Origin of the sequence: Mogibacterium pumilum, assembly GCF_002243385.1 — a bacterium.
In the GTDB taxonomy this organism is placed as follows: domain Bacteria; phylum Bacillota; class Clostridia; order Peptostreptococcales; family Anaerovoracaceae; genus Mogibacterium; species Mogibacterium pumilum.
Genome location: NZ_CP016199.1, coordinates 1,137,107 through 1,153,956 on the forward strand (window position 1 = coordinate 1,137,107; position 16,850 = coordinate 1,153,956).

Annotated in this window: 21 protein-coding genes; all 21 read left to right on the top strand. The window is 37.2% G+C overall.

Annotation, left to right across the window (positions count from 1 at the left end):
* Nucleotides 1-64: 64 nt before the first annotated feature.
* Nucleotides 65-1,114 (top strand): tRNA preQ1(34) S-adenosylmethionine ribosyltransferase-isomerase QueA, encoded by a 1,050-nt coding sequence (gene queA / locus AXF17_RS05455; RefSeq protein ID WP_094234151.1) that lies wholly within the window; start codon nt 65-67, stop codon nt 1,112-1,114.
* 9 nt (nt 1,115-1,123) lie between these two features.
* Nucleotides 1,124-2,281: a tRNA guanosine(34) transglycosylase Tgt gene (tgt, locus tag AXF17_RS05460; RefSeq protein ID WP_094234152.1), complete on the top strand. Its 1,158-nt coding sequence runs from the start codon at nt 1,124-1,126 to the stop codon at nt 2,279-2,281.
* Nucleotides 2,268-3,431: a 23S rRNA (uracil(1939)-C(5))-methyltransferase RlmD gene (rlmD, locus tag AXF17_RS05465; protein WP_094234153.1), complete on the top strand. Its 1,164-nt coding sequence runs from the start codon at nt 2,268-2,270 to the stop codon at nt 3,429-3,431. Before tgt ends, rlmD begins: the two co-directional genes overlap by 14 nt.
* Nucleotides 3,432-3,556: 125 nt before the next feature.
* Nucleotides 3,557-4,873 carry a hypothetical protein gene (locus AXF17_RS05470; protein WP_094234154.1) on the top strand — a complete coding sequence of 439 codons (1,317 nt, stop codon included), beginning with the start codon at nt 3,557-3,559 and terminating at the stop codon, nt 4,871-4,873.
* Between the two features lie 346 nt (nt 4,874-5,219).
* A complete protein-coding gene (locus AXF17_RS05475) occupies nt 5,220-5,675 on the top strand; it encodes an SMI1/KNR4 family protein (protein ID WP_094234155.1) in 456 nt (151 codons plus the stop codon).
* 122 nt (nt 5,676-5,797) lie between these two features.
* Nucleotides 5,798-6,028: a DUF3784 domain-containing protein gene (locus AXF17_RS05480; RefSeq protein WP_094234156.1), complete on the top strand. Its 231-nt coding sequence runs from the start codon at nt 5,798-5,800 to the stop codon at nt 6,026-6,028.
* Between the two features lie 132 nt (nt 6,029-6,160).
* On the top strand, nt 6,161-6,580 hold the full coding sequence (locus tag AXF17_RS05485; protein WP_094234157.1) for a hypothetical protein: 420 nt from the start codon (nt 6,161-6,163) through the stop codon (nt 6,578-6,580).
* A 44-nt stretch (nt 6,581-6,624) separates the two neighbouring features.
* The gene (locus AXF17_RS05490; protein WP_094234158.1) at nt 6,625-7,437 is read left to right on the top strand and encodes a hypothetical protein; all 813 of its coding nucleotides are present in this window, start codon (nt 6,625-6,627) and stop codon (nt 7,435-7,437) included.
* 69 nt (nt 7,438-7,506) lie between these two features.
* Nucleotides 7,507-8,673: a DUF6138 family protein gene (locus AXF17_RS05495; RefSeq protein WP_094234159.1), complete on the top strand. Its 1,167-nt coding sequence runs from the start codon at nt 7,507-7,509 to the stop codon at nt 8,671-8,673.
* Nucleotides 8,674-8,675: 2 nt separating this feature from the next.
* On the top strand, nt 8,676-9,365 hold the full coding sequence (locus tag AXF17_RS05500; RefSeq protein ID WP_094234160.1) for a hypothetical protein: 690 nt from the start codon (nt 8,676-8,678) through the stop codon (nt 9,363-9,365).
* A gap of 52 nt (nt 9,366-9,417) precedes the next feature.
* On the top strand, nt 9,418-10,056 hold the full coding sequence (locus tag AXF17_RS05505) for an SMI1/KNR4 family protein (protein ID WP_207651536.1): 639 nt from the start codon (nt 9,418-9,420) through the stop codon (nt 10,054-10,056).
* Between the two features lie 46 nt (nt 10,057-10,102).
* Complete coding sequence (locus AXF17_RS05510) at nt 10,103-10,444, top strand: hypothetical protein (protein ID WP_094234161.1); 342 nt, start codon at nt 10,103-10,105, stop codon at nt 10,442-10,444.
* A 59-nt stretch (nt 10,445-10,503) separates the two neighbouring features.
* On the top strand, nt 10,504-10,629 hold the full coding sequence (locus AXF17_RS09700; RefSeq protein WP_257789612.1) for a hypothetical protein: 126 nt from the start codon (nt 10,504-10,506) through the stop codon (nt 10,627-10,629).
* Nucleotides 10,630-10,659: 30 nt separating this feature from the next.
* The gene (locus tag AXF17_RS09515; RefSeq protein WP_237049008.1) at nt 10,660-10,824 is read left to right on the top strand and encodes a hypothetical protein; all 165 of its coding nucleotides are present in this window, start codon (nt 10,660-10,662) and stop codon (nt 10,822-10,824) included.
* Nucleotides 10,825-10,860: 36 nt separating this feature from the next.
* The gene (locus AXF17_RS05520; RefSeq protein ID WP_094234162.1) at nt 10,861-11,244 is read left to right on the top strand and encodes a hypothetical protein; all 384 of its coding nucleotides are present in this window, start codon (nt 10,861-10,863) and stop codon (nt 11,242-11,244) included.
* Nucleotides 11,245-11,334: 90 nt separating this feature from the next.
* Complete coding sequence (locus AXF17_RS05525) at nt 11,335-12,231, top strand: hypothetical protein (RefSeq protein WP_094234163.1); 897 nt, start codon at nt 11,335-11,337, stop codon at nt 12,229-12,231.
* 601 nt (nt 12,232-12,832) lie between these two features.
* Nucleotides 12,833-13,339 carry a cysteine hydrolase family protein gene (locus AXF17_RS05530; RefSeq protein ID WP_094234164.1) on the top strand — a complete coding sequence of 169 codons (507 nt, stop codon included), beginning with the start codon at nt 12,833-12,835 and terminating at the stop codon, nt 13,337-13,339.
* 51 nt (nt 13,340-13,390) lie between these two features.
* On the top strand, nt 13,391-14,194 hold the full coding sequence (locus AXF17_RS05535; RefSeq protein WP_094234165.1) for a phosphoribosyltransferase family protein: 804 nt from the start codon (nt 13,391-13,393) through the stop codon (nt 14,192-14,194).
* A gap of 13 nt (nt 14,195-14,207) precedes the next feature.
* Nucleotides 14,208-15,689, top strand: coding sequence for a nicotinate phosphoribosyltransferase (locus tag AXF17_RS05540; protein ID WP_094234166.1), 1,482 nt, complete (start codon nt 14,208-14,210; stop codon nt 15,687-15,689).
* A gap of 45 nt (nt 15,690-15,734) precedes the next feature.
* A complete protein-coding gene (gene nadE, locus AXF17_RS05545; protein WP_094234167.1) occupies nt 15,735-16,505 on the top strand; it encodes an NAD(+) synthase in 771 nt (256 codons plus the stop codon).
* 72 nt (nt 16,506-16,577) lie between these two features.
* On the top strand, nt 16,578-16,850 hold a 273-nt coding region (locus tag AXF17_RS05550; protein ID WP_169711325.1), incomplete at its 3' end, for an NUDIX domain-containing protein.

Genomic DNA, 16,850 nt, shown 5'->3' on the forward strand with positions numbered 1-16,850 from the left:
TATGCAGAAATCTCTCGTATTCGTAATTGCGCCTCGCTTATTAGAACTGGAGAATACATAATAAATGAGACTAGAAGATTTTGATTACGAGCTACCCAAGGAACTGATAGCGCAGACACCTTCGTTAAAAAGGGATGAATGTAGATTGATGGTACTCGATAGAACCGAGAATAGTATCAAGCATAAGCACTTTTACGACATACTAGATTACCTTCACGAGGGTGACTGTCTGGTCGTAAACGATTCGAGGGTAATTCCCGCAAGACTTTACGGGACTAAGGAGAAGACAGGTGCACATATTGAACTTCTCCTCATCAAACGCTTAAATGGTGACAAGTGGGAGAGCTTAGCTAAGCCAGGCAAGAGACTTAAGGAAGGCGATACCGTTATTCTCGATGAAAATAGGCTGTTCAAGGCGCACATACTTGGATTCAAGGACGAGGAAAATGGCACTCGTATAATCGAGTTCGAATACAAAGGTATATTCATGGAGCGCCTTGAAGAGATTGGCAGTATGCCACTTCCTCCTTATATCGAACGAGATGCGGGTAATGATGACAAGGAGAGATATCAGACCGTATACAGCAAGGTGGACGGGTCTGTGGCTGCTCCGACGGCAGGACTTCATTTTACAGATGAACTGCTTGAGCAATTAAGAGCTAAAGGTGTTGAGATCGCATACGTAACACTTCATGTCGGCATCGGAACTTTTAGACCGGTTAAGGTGGATAATATCGAAGACCACAAGATGCATTTTGAGGAATACACCATAGAGCCTGAAACCGCAGATACTGTAAACCGTGCAATTAGAGAAGGAAGACGCGTAATATCGGTTGGTACGACATCGACGAGAACCCTTGAAAGTGCAGCAAAGCAGGTTGACGGTGTGTGGCAGATTGAAAGCGGACACAGTAATACGGGGATATTTATATATCCCGGATACAAGTACAAAGTCGTGGATGCGCTCATTACAAATTTTCATTTGCCTAAATCGACACTGATTATGCTAGTTTCGGCACTTTACGATAGAGAGCACATTCTCGAGGCTTATGAAGAGGCTGTGCGTGAGAGATACAAGTTCTTTAGCTACGGCGATGCGATGTTTATAAAGTAGGAGATTGAGATGAAAGAATCACTTAGTTTTGAGCTAATTAAAAAAGACTCGCGTACGGGAGCAAGGCGCGGCAGGATTACGACGCCTCACGGCACTATTGAGACGCCGGTGTTCATGCCGGTTGGAACGCAGGCGACAGTAAAAGCTATGAAGCCTGAAGATGTTGAAAAAACTGGGGCAGAGATCATTCTTGGAAACACTTATCACCTGTATCTGAGACCTGGCGAGGACATTGTCCGTGAAGCTGGGGGCTTACATAAGTTCATGAATTGGCATCGTCCTATCCTCACAGATAGTGGCGGTTTTCAGGTATTCTCACTTGGAAAATTCCGTAAGATAACTGAAGAAGGTGCGAAATTTAAATCGTATATAGACGGTTCATCGCATATGATGACGCCGGAGAGTTCGATTGAGGTACAGACAGCCTTAGGATCAGACATCATGATGGCATTTGACGAATGCGTTGCATATCCAGCTGAGAAGAAATACGTTGAGAGGTCACTCGAGCGTACAACTAGATGGCTTAAGCGCTGCGACGATCACCATAAGAGACTAGAGACTAAAGCTGCCATGGAATCAGGTTCAGATACTATGAAGCAAGCATTATTTGGAATCATGCAGGGTGGGATGTTCAAGGACCTAAGAGAAATAAGTGCCAAGCAGATTACAGAGATAGATCTTCCTGGGTACGCAATCGGAGGACTGTCCGTTGGTGAGCCTAAAGAAATTATGCTCGATATACTTGATGATTGCGTTGATTTACTGCCTGAAGATAAGCCAAGATACTTGATGGGAGTTGGAACTCCCGATTACCTGTTTGAAAGCGTTGAGCGAGGAGTTGACATGTTCGACTGTGTACTGCCGACAAGGCTGGCAAGACACGGCATGGCGATGACGAGCAGAGGCAAAATCAATATCAAGAATGCTGTTTTTGCAAGGGATTTCAGCACTTTGGATCCTGATTGTGACTGCTACTGTTGCAGAAATTACTCGCGTGCCTATCTAAGACACCTATTTAAGAATGATGAGATACTGTGTTCGATGCTGCTGTCAGAACACAATATTCATTTCCTGGTAAACATGATGAAAAACATCAGAAAAGCAATTGAGGAGGATAGATTCCTAGAATACAAGAGGAAGTTCTATAACAAATATGGAGAATTTTAAAATTTGTCCGATTTCCGAGCACTGTGGCGGCTGTCTGTATCAGGGCGTTCCGTATGAGGAGCAGCGTAGTGAGAAGGAGAATATAATCAGAGAGCAGCTGACGAGGCGCAAGGTCGACGATTCTGTATTCAGCGGTCTGATTCCGGCTCTCTCGGAATACAGATATAGAAATAAGATGGAGTATACGTTCGGCGACCTTGAAATCGGTGGTGAACTCACTCTTGGGATGCATAAAAAAAGACACTTTATGTCAATTGTGACCTGCGATGAATGTCAACTGGTTCCTGTGGATTTCAACAGGGTGCTTCGTGCAACCCTTGATTTCTGTGTAGAAAAAGGCTATTCGTTCTATCACAAGAAGTCGCATCAGGGACTTCTTCGTAATCTCGTTGTTAGGCACGGAGTAAAGTCTAATGAGCTGCTGGTTAACATAGTTACAAGCAGTGAAGATGGATTCGACGAGCAGGGTTACCTCAAGATGTTGCAGGCACTTAAGCTTGATAACGAGCTTATAGGTGTTATGCGTACGTTCAATGACAGCCTAGCAGATGCCGTAATCAACGAAGGTGTGAAAATTCTTTATGGTAGGGATTACTACAACGAGGAAATCCTCGGATTGAAGTTCAAGGTAAATGCCTTTTCCTTCTTCCAGACCAACATCGAGGCAATCGAGAGGCTTTATAGAGAGGCACTTGCTTTAATTCCAAACCTTGATTCAAAAGTCGTGTATGATCTCTACTGCGGAACTGGGACTATTTCCCAGCTTATGGCATCTAAAGCCAAGAAGGTGTATGGAATCGAAATCGTGCAGGATTCGGTGGATGCGGCAATCGATAACGCCAAGATGAATGATATCGATAACTGCCACTTTATCTGCGGTGACGTTAAAGCGAAGCTAGACGAGGTTACAGAGAAGCCGGATATGATAGTTGTGGATCCACCACGTACGGGAATGCACGATAAGGTTGTGGAGATGCTAGCAAGCTACGGAATAAAGCAGATCCTCTATATTTCGTGTAACCCGAACACTATGGCAATGAATCTCGAGAAGTTCGCGGAGCTTGGGTATGAGCCGGTGGTTATCAAGGCGTATGATAATTTTGCGAAGACAAAGCATGTGGAGAGCGTGGTATTGATGTCAAAAGTCTAGCAATTAATAATGAGGATGCATCAAATTATACCTTATTTGCAATCAGAAAAGGTAATTACAAAATAAATTTAAGGTATTAAAATTTTAACATACGGCCAGATATATTTAAGGAGAGAATAATTTCAATGCATAACAAAAAGGGTAATAAGGAAAAATGGCCATTCGGTATTATGATTACAGGAATATGCCTAGCTGCAATTATAATAATTGCAATTCTTGTATTACATAGCAGAACCAATGGTGAAAACGAAATTTTAAAGGTGCTGGTTCAAGGAGAAGTAATTACTGGAATTGCTATAACTTTTACAACTATACCAACATGGATATATTCGATTAATGAAAGAAAAAGAAGTGAGACTAGATTGATTACTGAAAATGCAATGGAAATAGTTAAACATTATGATCAACAATTATCCGAAGTTGTAGAGGATATTTCAAGCAGAGAAGAGTTTAGATTGATTGATGTATGGAGAATGGATTATATAATAACAACCTGTAATCAACTGTTTAATAAGTGGGGCGCTGATAGAGAAATAAACATATCACTAAATTATCCACATGTTTTATCTGTTATCTGTAACAAAAAATATTTAGGAAATATTAACTCCCCAGGCGGTTTGCAAGATGAATGGAAAGATAACTTAGCTAAAATTCTTATTCCAACTCTAAAAGGAATTTATAAAACTGAAAAATCGGAGATTTTGCAAGATGAAAATGTAAAATACTTTAGTTTAATAGAATTCGGGACACAAGAACTTGACTTTAAAAAAATAAAATTTAAAAATAAAGTATTTGTAGAATGTACAGTTACTGAAAGATTTGTGTTAGATAATGATTTTGTTAATTGTGAATTTATTAATTGTTATGCACCTGATGGATTGGAAAATCCTGAGAGCATAAAAAAATTGGGGAATAATAGCAATGAATCTACAAATGATAATGATAGCAGTGAAGGACTTGCAATGCTAGTTGATAAAGGGAATACAGATAGCGGAAGGTACTCAGTGCAAACTACTAATGAAAACGCAGCATGTCCAGAAAACATCATAGATAATAGAGAAAAAATATATTTATGCAAATATAAATGTATATATAAGGATGTCGATAATAATAAAATTAATAATGATATCAAAGCATATTTGATTTCGGAGTTATGTAAAGGTAACGGAAAAGAAAAATTAGGAACTAATAATATAAAAATTAGTATTAGTAGAAATTATAGTAATTATTCAGAGCAACAAAAATGGAATGGATGGCATAGTCTATTTAAAAATAAAATTGAATATGCTAATCATTTTAAATACTATATTTTTGCAGTTAAGGATACCGATAAACATTTTGTTATTATATTTGAAGCCGAAGAATTCAAGGAATTTTTAAAAGCTAAGACAGTTGATAAGTCGGGAAAATACAATTTTTATTTTTCAAATTGGTTGTTCTAAAACCTTTTAAAGGTAGCCGTTACCTATCGTTAAAAAGCTCATGGATATGTTCCCACATACTAACATGTCAATAAGATATACTTAGTGTTCACTCGTTGCATGTGGAATCGGTAACACTACTTTCACGAACTACTCTGTAGCTCGTGAAAGTAGATGTACCACCCACGCAAGGCACACAAAAGAAAACGAGCGAAGCGAAGTTTGAATTGTAGTGGGCTACCGCGAAGGCCACAGCCTTTCTGTCGAAATAAATGTTTAAAACTATATATAGGATTGAAACCATGGGATTACTAGTAAGTGAATAATTTGCTAGAATCCCTTTTTAAAAAGTTGCGAGGAGAGCAAAATGTGTAATATTAATTTGGAAAAATATCGTGATAGAATTGCTCTAGCATATGAAACAAGTGCCTTCACAGAAGGTATCCGACCAGTGTCGGAGGATGATATAAAAAAATTTGAAGCAAATTATGCCTATATACCATCAGAGTACCGCTGGCTACTGCTTAACCTAGGCGGTTGCTATTTGTCAGAACCATGGATTTTTGACTTGAAGGAGCTGGAGGGAAACTATACATACTTTGAAGAGGCATATGAGGAGTATATGAGCGAATGTAAACACGGTCCAACGTTTCCTATTGGAGGTTTAGGTGATGGAAGCATCGTATTTATAGACCTGGAAAGTGGTAAAGTGCGTGGATATAACAATGACTATACTGACCTTGAGGAAATTGCAGAGAGCTTTTCGGAACTTATTTTAGATCTAGTAGAACAGGTAGAAAGCTTTTCTTCACACAATATATGATAAAAGGGGAATGCATAAAATATGCATTCTTGAAAAAGATGATAGATACCTTAAATTTAAAATAGAGGTGAGATAATTATGCGCCATATAGTTTTAGAAAGGAAATTTGCAGGTTTAAATTTATGACATTATTAAAAATCATTTTAATAGCACTTGGTGCAACTTTTTCGATATTCGGATACTTAATCTACTTTAAGAAAAAGTACAATCTTATTAATGACTTTGAAGCTAACCACAAAGCCGGTAGGAAAACAGAATCTTATGCCAGAAAAGTGGGCTTGATTGAATTACTACTTGGAATAGCTTTGCTGATGGTGGGCTTTTATTTGATTATTGCTACGCGAGGTACTTGAATTTGTTAGTCTGCTTCTTTATTGAAGAACGATGAAACATATTCCGTTGCAATATCGTAAGGACTTACTGAAGTAACTTCACAGTATTCAAATTTACATTGCAATTTATAATTCGTTTTTGTGAGGAATAATATGGATTTTATATACGATAGAAACAGTAACATCATTTTCAGTCTTCACGACAGTAAAGTAAATGAGATTAAATTTCATAATAAAAGATTGACATTAAAGCTCAATAAAATTTTTCAATATACAGAGGGCGAAGAAAAATCATACCCAGGTGAAATATGTTTTAAAAATTGCGATCTAGACATGTGTGATATATTGATATTTAACAAAACTTTAGGTGAAGGTCGTTTTTACGGAAAGGCTATTGACTTACAGCAATTTATGGATGAGTATGCAGACTCAGAATTTGAAATAATTACTGAAGGGTATTTTGGTAACAATACGACGTATACAGGCTGGCTTTGGGAAGAAGGAACGCAGCCAGTATCCGCAATTATGTATATTTGGAATAGTGGAGATATGGTGTATAAAGTTGAGAAATAGCCCCTTTATAACTGCTAAAGTATAAATAGGAGGAAGTGTTCGTTATGGCAATAGATGGTGTGAAAATTATAGACAGCGATACAGCTTATGACATATATAATTATGTTACTGAAAGCTATAAGGACGGAGTGAGTGCAGATAAAATCATAGAGACCATGTTAGCTGAAGAAAAAGACTATTGCATCGATGATTTTTATTCCGAAATTTACTGGACTGCACTTGCTTATTCGCTATGGAAAATAGGACATCTTCCAGATGGTGTAAAAGAGAAAGCATTTGAAATCATCAAAAAAGGAGCAAATGAATTCTGGCTCGAAATTGATGACAAAGCATTAAAGCAAAGGCAAAAGTGTTTGGATAAATTAGCAATACAACTAGAAACCGAAAATACTAAGCCAATCAAAGTACCAAAGTCAAAGACTACAAGAAAGCCCTTCTTTCAAACAGGAGATGTTCTTGCGATAAAATTTGATGATGAGTATGGAGTTTGCTTTGTATCTTCGGTAGATCAAGGAGTGAGAAAAATAGAATACCACTTGGCATGTACACGATTACTGCAGAAAGAAAAACCTAGTATCGATGATTTCATAAACAGTGAAATTGCTTGTGGCAAGCAGAATACATCATACTGCCTGAAGACAGACTGTTGGTTTAACCATAAAGACCTAGGCTTGCTTATAGACAGATTTGTGAAGATTGGACGAGTGGAATTGGAAGATTATGTATTAGGAATTCTCTCGCCTACTTCCACGCTTGAGGATATTTACAATAGAATTACTATAGACAAAAAGACTTCGAATTTTAAATTTAAAGATACATGGGAACTGATAAGAGGTTTTGAGGTTGATGAGACATAATTGGGTATTTGAAACAACGGTAATAACTAGTTTTATTATGTTTTAGGACATTTGGAAGGAACGAAGCTAATGGGCAATAAACCAACATATATCGTATTTGATGATGTTCTCAGAGATAAAGGCTTAAGAAAATATTTTGACGTATGCATCAAAGATGTACAAGAGGGTAAAGCCCGTGTGTCTCGAACGAGAGCAAAAGCCGGTTATCCATCATGGCCATGCTTTAGAGTAGAAGGTCATGAGCTTTTGGTGGAGGCTGTCCTAAATTATTATTTGTTCGAACTGCAATTATCGGGTTTTGTTAGCAGAGATGCTGAACATTTTACCGATAAGATGAGAGTTTTGTGTGGTTGGCATTATGATGTCGACCGAGTATTAAGTAAGTGGATAGAGCGATTGATAATCACTCCATTTTTCTATGATGAAAATGACAATAAGTATAATCATAAATGGGTACTAAAGCCGGAGAATCAGGGATATACGTTATCTGAGGAGCATCTTAAATTTGCATGTTTTATTGCAGTGTGTTTTACCAAATATGGACATAGCTTTGATAAAAACTATACCAAAGAAGTATTCGATTTAGTCACAGCGCTGGGAAGCAAGCTGCCGGCTCAGATAAAGAAAAACGGTAGCGGATCAATCCCAAAGGAAATCGCAGAATGCAAGACGGAGGATTTTTCTTGCACTTCAAATGACGCCTTTGCAATTATCAAAATATCAGTGAAAAATGAGTGTGAAGAAATATATAGTAAAGCTTTAGATTATCTATGTAAGCTGTTCGAATATGGTTTTTCGCCGAGCTACTCAATTGAATTTAAAAGTTCTAATAAAATATATCTCCCTATAAAGAAGATTCCGAAGAAGGGGGTAAATCAATTTTTTGCAAATGCAATTCTCTATCCTGAGATTCACGATAAAATTGAGCGATATGCAAGGTTAGTTATGAAAGAGTTTGAATGGTATCTAAATTTGAACGACGAGTTTTGTGCGATGCCGGGAAGCTTTGCGGTGTTTGCATTAGGTCTTTACGACGAAAAATATCATAGGCTGGTCTGCGACTATTTAGCTATATGTGATGGTGAACATCAAAGCATTCAAGGTGAATTTGTGCTTGCGTATATAGAAAAGTTTGGCTTCACAGAAAAAGGTCTTGAATTATATAAGCTGTGTGAGGAAAACATGCAGGAACTACCAAAGAAGTTAGTTTCCTTATATAAAAAATCCGCGAGGTAATTATGAATAAAAGAAATGAAGCAATCAAGGATTTTTTGGCAAATCCACAAAATGCAGATCAGCTTTGGAAAAGTAATGTGCTCGTTGAAATTGATTGGCGCGAGTATGACGAGGATGTTGTAAAGTATTTCAATCAGGCAATAGGCAATCTGATTTCCGTCCGTATGGAGAATAATAAAAAGCCGTATGGGAATGATATTGTTCTAAACTATAAAGATAGACAGCTTAGAATCCCTTATCAAGAAAAGATGGATAGAGATACAACGATAAAATCGATAAACGAAGTAATCAAAGATGATTTTTCGATTCGTCTATTTGTCGACAGCGCCCAAGATGATACTCTCGCATTTTGCGTTCTGGCAAACGAGCAATGGGAGATATTAGAAAAGGAATTTGGGAAAAATGAACTAAACAGGTACTTTATCAAAGTTACACCTAATATCAAAATGTTCGATTTGCAGTATGATGTGGTTGAATATTCAAGGGTCAAAAAGGTAAATCCGGGCGCATCGTTTTTCACTATAGTTTCATATCTTGAAATAGTGAAGAGAGAGAAAAACCTAACTGAGCAAAGACACAGTGGGGAAATAGAGCTAAAGGAATATTTACAAGAAAAGCGAAAAATAAATTCTGAGAAAGAACAGTTTATTTTAGAATATGGTTTAAAATTACCCGAAACAAAGTCAATGTAGACGATATATATTTAAATATAATTATTTAGAAATATCCGAGGGAGCATAGCTTATGAATACCATCACGAAAGAGATAATCTTAGAGAGACTTAATCGTTTTAAGAATAGAGTTGACGAATTAGGTGGAACTACAAGTAAAATAGTTTGCAAGGAAGCTGCAACGGAAGAAGAAATCCTGAAGCTTGAAAAAGAATTGGGATATAAATTACCGGATGACTTCAGGTGGGTACTTATTAATGTCTCGTCACATTTAGAATTTTTCTGGAATCTCTATCGTGATGATGAAGAATTGTTAGAGTTACCAAATGAATTAGTGGAAATTTTTTCAGGTAATTTGTATCTTGGCGTTGATATTATCAATAGTTGTGAAGAAAGCAGAATGGGATGGATTGATATTTGTTATCCTGATTACAATAAGCCATATGACAAGATTTTTCACAATAAATTAGCCTTCCAGAAAGTAAGCAATGGCGATTTATTTGCTATTGATTTGGAAGAAGAAAGCTATGGAAAAATCGTATATCTAAGCCATGATGGAAGCGAGCTACATGGATATGTAATGGCAAATTCATTCCAAGAGTTTTTGGAGGAATATACTAAAATCGGATGCGTAGGTGGTGAGGATTGGCAGTGGGAAGCCTTTACAAATGATCATTCAACGCCACTGCGAAAATGCAAAGAAATGGCTTGATATAATGTTTAAAGGCGACTAAATCTTGGGGTGAATAGGTAAAATCATGATCACAGGTGTTGATTACATATTATATACTAATAAAAGTCAGGATGCTCTTATTGAAAAAATAAAAGAAAGTATTCCGTTTTGGGAAAATCCATGCTTCGTTATTGATAATGAAGATGAAACAACGGGTATTTTTATTTCCCGAGATGAGGAGATGTTTCATCTAATAGATGAAAAGGGCTTTTATATTGACGAATTATCTGGTGAAAGTCCGTTTTTATTAATGTTTAATAAAAAATATTCATCAAAAATAAATAGGCTAACACTAGTGCTAGCTGAAGATATTGAGGAATCCAAATTTTCCAAGCAAGTATTCGATTGGATTAGATCTATTTTGTAGGAAAGTATAACAAACCAATAAAGTATAGTATTATACATAGAGTGAAATTAGGGAAGAAAATGAACGCAAAAGACTTTGTAAAGCAGTGTTTTGAAGAAAAAGAAAATAGTTTAAAACAATATTTTGATGATAGCTATAAAACAGAGGTCGGAAAAAGAATAAATACTCTGATAGAGAATGGGTAAAGCAAAGAAGAGCTATACGAAATAATTGATTTGGTACTGAAGGAAACATACTATACACTGCTTCTTGCTTTAGATGTGGAAGCATCATTAGGAGGAAAGCAGTTTAGCTGTGAACTTCTTAATCAGGACGGGAATGTTATCAACCAATTTGGAGAGATTGAAGCGGAAGCATATGTGTATTTCATGGAAGAATAAATTCTCAAATTGAAAGTTTTGAGGTGATATATACAAATGATTACTGAATGGATAGAATGGATAGAACGAAAAAAGCGAAAACGCAACTGTAAAGCGCATTTTGGAAGCGACAGCATAAAAATGAAAGACTGTACAGTTGCCCAGGTTCATATGATTTCAGATGAGATTTATGATAATCAGGAGCTTGATTTTTATATTGAAACCAAATACGATGTCTATTTTCTTCGCATTATAAATAATGATGATAAATGTGTATCTATCCTCCCCGCAAAACACGATGGAATTATATATATTATAAGTAACTTGCCAGTTAATAAGGAAAATATCAATGAGAAAATTCAAGTGGCACTAAATCGATTAGAAGAATATGGATTTCCGAACTTGAAGAATTCCAAAAGTGTAATAGAATTTAAAATATAGCTATATGAGGGAATATGTTAAGTAGGGAAACTAATGTCAGAGATAAAATCAAAGGTCTAAATAAAACAACTGGAAGGTGGTTAAAAGAATATGGGAACATGGAATGCTACAATCTTCGGTAACGATACTTCGCTCGATATCAAAGATGAGTTTTATGAAAGATATAATCGCGGAGAAGAGCCAAATAATATCAAGAGTGAGTTATCTTTAGACATCGATGACGATGATAGATTTAACGTGATGTTTGCCCTCGGGCACTGCCTGTGGGAAGTAGGGCAATTAGATGAGGCGTTTTTATCTGATATAGAGAAAGTCATCAATAACAAAGAAGACTTGGCTGTTGCTGAAGAACTTGGTGCGGATAAGAACTTTCTAAAGAAACGAGATGCGTATTTAGAGAAGTTTTTGGAGAAAATCAGCGTAAAAAAAGAAAAGCCAAAGAAGAGAGTTGCGCCACCAGTTCCTGTGGAAAGTAAATACAAGAATGGTGCTGTGATGATATTTAAGTATGAAGACGGTTTTTATGGCGCATTAATAGCGGTAAACGGAAGTTTTTTTGACAAAGAAACATATTATCATTACCTGCAAACTGATATCAGGACATCATCAAAGCCGACAGTTGAAGATGTAAAAAAAGCAAGGATTATCGATCCAAGTTTTCATAGTGCGGAATATAATTCATTTCGTGATCCGAAGTTCTACTACTCCTTTGTTTACTGCATTTCAGGTTATTTAAAGAGTACTGCAACTAAGAGATTTGAAAAGTACAATGATAGTGTCTTTGATATTATTGGGTATTTAGATGACTGGGGCTATTGCTGTAGCGGAGCCTATGATGCTTTTAATTTTTATAGGCAAAAGACAAGTGATGAATTTAGAGTTAGTGTCACTAAGGAATTGAGCAAAAGGTTTGATGAAAACCCAGATGTTCGTACAAGTATGAACGTAGAAGAAATAGATCTGGAACTAGGAAATTCTAGGAGATAATTATCCGTCTAGGGTGAATTACACTGTAAATGTAAACGAAAAAGTTTTAATTCAAGTAATTTTAATATAAGCGAAAAGAGAGTTATGAAAAATATAAACGCCTCCTAAGATTAATATTAATCTTAGGAGGCATTTTGTACATACGCTCAAATTTGCGAAGTGTGAAAGAAAGTAATAAAAAACTCCCATCCCAAAACTGCTGGGACAAGAGTTGAATCTTCTGCGGTGCCACCCGGCATTGACGTAAAAACGCCCACTCCTTCGCATACTAACATATGCAGATATTGTTTACGAAGTATCTTCTCCGTCGCCACTACTAGAGTCTATATGTTAAACTCATTCAGTTTGCCCTCAGGAGGCCATTTGGCAAAGCGCATACAGTCTGCAATCTCACCATCTGCAAATCTCTCCTCTGCTGCAACTAAACCTACTATTCTCCCTCAACGGTTTGTATTTTTTTACAATATTAGCGTCGAAATATGTGAGAGCCAACATATTACTGAAAATTATTTATAAGCATTGACTTAATATCCAAATGATGTTAAGTTATAACCGTAAAGATATTATCAAAGCGATAATAAGTAGAAATGAGGTGGAATCTATGAAAAAAACATTGATTGTCGTAGACATGCAGAAAGATTTTATCGATGGAGCATTAGGAACGAAAGAGGCAGTAAATATAGTCCAAAATGTTAAAAATAAAATTGATGAATATAAGTCTAGAGGGTATGAAATCATATTTACTCGCGATACTCATAAGCACAATTATCTCGATACTAACGAGGGTAGACATCTGCCTGTAGAACACTGCATAGAGAATACAGATGGCTGGAAAATCCCATCAGAACTTATTGTTGAGGGGGCTACTTATATAAATAAGCCAAGCTTCGGATATACAGAGTGGAATAATTTTGATTTTGAAGATGTTGAAATTATTGGGCTCTGCACAGATATATGTGTAGTCTCAAATGCACTTATAATTAAAGCATCATTTCCTGAAATAGATGTTACAGTTGATGCTAGCTGCTGCGCAGGTGTAACACCAGAAACTCATAAAGCCGCATTAACCACTATGAAATGTTGTCAGGTTAAAGTGATAGGTGAATAGCTAGTATGATAGGTATTTTACATAGATCAATCGGTTATTAGGAGGGGTACTATGATTCGTGTAAATAATAAAGAACTTGATACTAAGTGTTTTCCTGATGGAACCAAGCTTATCAAATATTTGACTGATACAGAAAAAGTTAAAATCACTTGGCTCTATGACGATGATGAAGAGTGCATGAGGATTTATTTTCTCACTAAACACCTTCATGCGTATGGTGTAAAGAGAATTAATCTGTTCATGCCTTATATTCCTAACGCCAGAATGGATAGGGTGAATAATCAAGATGAGATATTCACACTTAAGTATTTTGCTGAGTTTATAAATGGGCTTGGATTCGACTCTGTAGAAGTGTTAGATCCTCATTCAAATGTTAGTGTTGCGTTAATCGACAACATCTCTATCATTGAACCGACGGATATTATTTCAAAGTTGCTTGAAACCGTTATAAGTGAAAGAAATGCCATTCTGTTTTTTCCGGATGAAGGGGCAATGAAAAGATACTCTCATATAGCGTCAAATTGCGATGTTCCGTATGTATTCGGGATGAAAAACCGTGATTGGCGCACAGGGGAGATTTTAGGACTTGATGTCCTTGGCGAAACTGATGTTGTCTCGGGGAAAAATATCCTGATAGTTGATGATATATGCTCACGAGGCGGAACTTTTTTTCACAGTGCCAAAGCTTTAAAAGCTATGGGTGCTAACGATATTGACCTATACGTATCTCACCTAGAAAATTCAGTTTGGGATGGTGAAATGATTAAGAGTGGTTTGGTAAGAAATATTTATACAACTAATAGCTTATATCGTTTAGGAAATAAAAATCCTGTAATTGTTGTAGAAGAGTATTAGATAGGAGATTGTTATGAGCACAAAGAAGATTAATCCTATGTTGCTAATTGATTTCTATAAGGCAGTTCATGCGGAGATGTTACCAAAAGGAATTACAAAGTCTGTATCTTATTTTACTCCTAGAATGAGCCGTGTTGACAGATGGGATAAAGTCGTAATGTTCGGGCTTCAGGGGTTTATCAAGACTTACTTAATTGATTATTTTAATGATGAGTTCTTCGGAGAACCTTTTGATGAAGTCATTGGAGATTATAAGAGGATCATGGATAGAACGCTTGGAGGTGAAGCGTATAAGATAGAGAAAGTCGAAAAGCTCCATGAACTAGGATATTTGCCAATTGAAATTGTAGCGTTGCCGGAAGGAACTCTAGTACCAATGCATGTTCCAATGTTTGGAATTACCAACACACATCCAGACTTCGCATGGCTTCCTCAGTCGCTTGAAAGCTTAATATCTGCCGAGAGTTGGCATCCGATGATTGCTGCCACTGTCGGATATACGTATAGGCAGATTGTAAATGAGTATTACGATAAGACCTGTGACGATAATATTCCGCGTGCAAGAGCCCTCGGAGCCTTTGATTTCAGAGGTGAGGAGTGCACGGAATCTGCGATAAAGACTGGTGCTGGCTGGTGCTTATCATTTCTAAATACAGCTACCGTACCGACGATTCCTTATCTAGAGGCAAATTACGATTGCGACTGCACGAAGGAGCCGGTAGCCTATGGTAGCCCAAGTACAGAACACTCTGTAATGTGTAGCAATTACGCAATAGACGGAGATGAAATTACATTGCTCAGAAGGCTGCTCACGGATATCTATCCCAATACTAGCTTCAGTGCTGTGCTGGACTCCTACGATTACTGGAATATTATTGACAACGTACTGCCAATATTAAAGCCTGAAATAATGGCACACAATGGTTGTATGCTGATGAGAGGAGACTCTGGTGACTCTGTAGAGGTCGTAACTAAGACGGTATTTAAGCTATGGAAAGAATTTGGTGGAACCGTGAATAGCAAGGGTTACAAGATTCTTGACCCTCATGTAAAAGCTATTTATGGGGACTCGATAACTGTGCAAAGATGTGAGGAAGTATATAAAATCCTCGAAGATAATGGATTTGCTTGTTCGAATGTTGCCTTGGGTGTCGGTTCATTTTCGATGCAGTGCATAGAAGAGAATGGAGTTTTGAAGCCGTTTACACGAGATACATTCAGCTCATGCATCAAAGCGACTTATTGCGAGATAGATGGTAAGCCGTATCCCATTTTCAAGAACCCCAAGGAGGGAGGCTTTAAAAAATCTCAGAAGGGTTGTTGTGTGGTATTTAAGTATAAAAATGAGAAGCTTGTGTATCAAGATGAATATACTTGGGAAGAAGCGTGTAGAAATCCAAATAACGAATTAATTTCTGTTTTCAAAGATGGTAAAATTAAAATTAACCAGTCGCTTTCGGGAATAAGAGCGGTGCTACACGAAGGTGCATTTTAAACGGTAAATAATAATAAATTTGTGATATTTTAAGAGGATAAGGTTATGACGGAATACAGATTTGACGCTCATAAAACTAAAGATGAAGTGGTTAGATGGATACGGCAGTTCTTCGAGGAAAATGGTCCCGGCTGCAATGCTGTGCTTGGCATCTCTGGTGGAAAGGATAGTTCTATTGCTGCAGCTCTATGCGTGGAAGCTCTTGGTAGAGAACGCGTAATTGGTGTTATGATGCCTAATGGCGAGCAAGCTGATATCGATATGGCTAGACTATTAGTTAATCATCTAGGCATACGAAGCATCGAGGTTAATATCAAGTCTGTAGTGGATGGGGTGCTGAATGAAATAGAATTAGGTGAGAAGAATGGTTTAACCTTAGAGATTTCCAAACAGACAAGGGAAAACCTGCCGCCTAGGATTAGAATGTCCACTGTGTATGCGATTAGCCAAAGTGTGAATGGTAGAGTGGTTAACACATGCAATCTATCGGAGGACTGGGTTGGTTACTCAACTAGGTATGGTGATTCAGTTGGTGACTTTAGCCCTATGTCTAACTTAACTGTAACGGAAGTTAAGCAGATTGGTCGCCTTCTAGACCTACCATATGTCTTGATCGATAAGGTGCCTATCGATGGTTTGTGTGGAAAATCCGATGAGGACAATCTGGGATTTACGTATGAAATGCTAGATAAGTATATTAGAACAGGCATTATTGAAGATCAAGAAAAAAAGGCGCTAATCGATAAAAAGCATGTACAGAACCTATTTAAATTAAAGCTTATGCCTATGTTTGATCCCCAAATCGAGACCATATAATTTTGGGAAGATAGTTTAATAGTAAGCTAAAATAGCTAGGCTGAGAGAAGGTTGATTGTCATGAGAAGTAGCATGAAATATAACATTAATAGTTCCGAGGAGCGGGAATACCTTGAGAACTATAATATTGAAAGTTTTGATCGTCCATCTGTCGCGGCAGACATAGTGGCTTTTGCAGTTATGCAAGATGGGGAGCAGAGCAATATCAGAAAATTGGCTAATCGAGAGTTAAAGCTTCTACTGATTAAAAGGTCACAATTCCCATATAAAGGCGTATGGGCACTTCCTGGTGGATTTCTCAAACCTGGAGAAACTATCGAGGAAACTGATAAGCGCGAGCTTTTC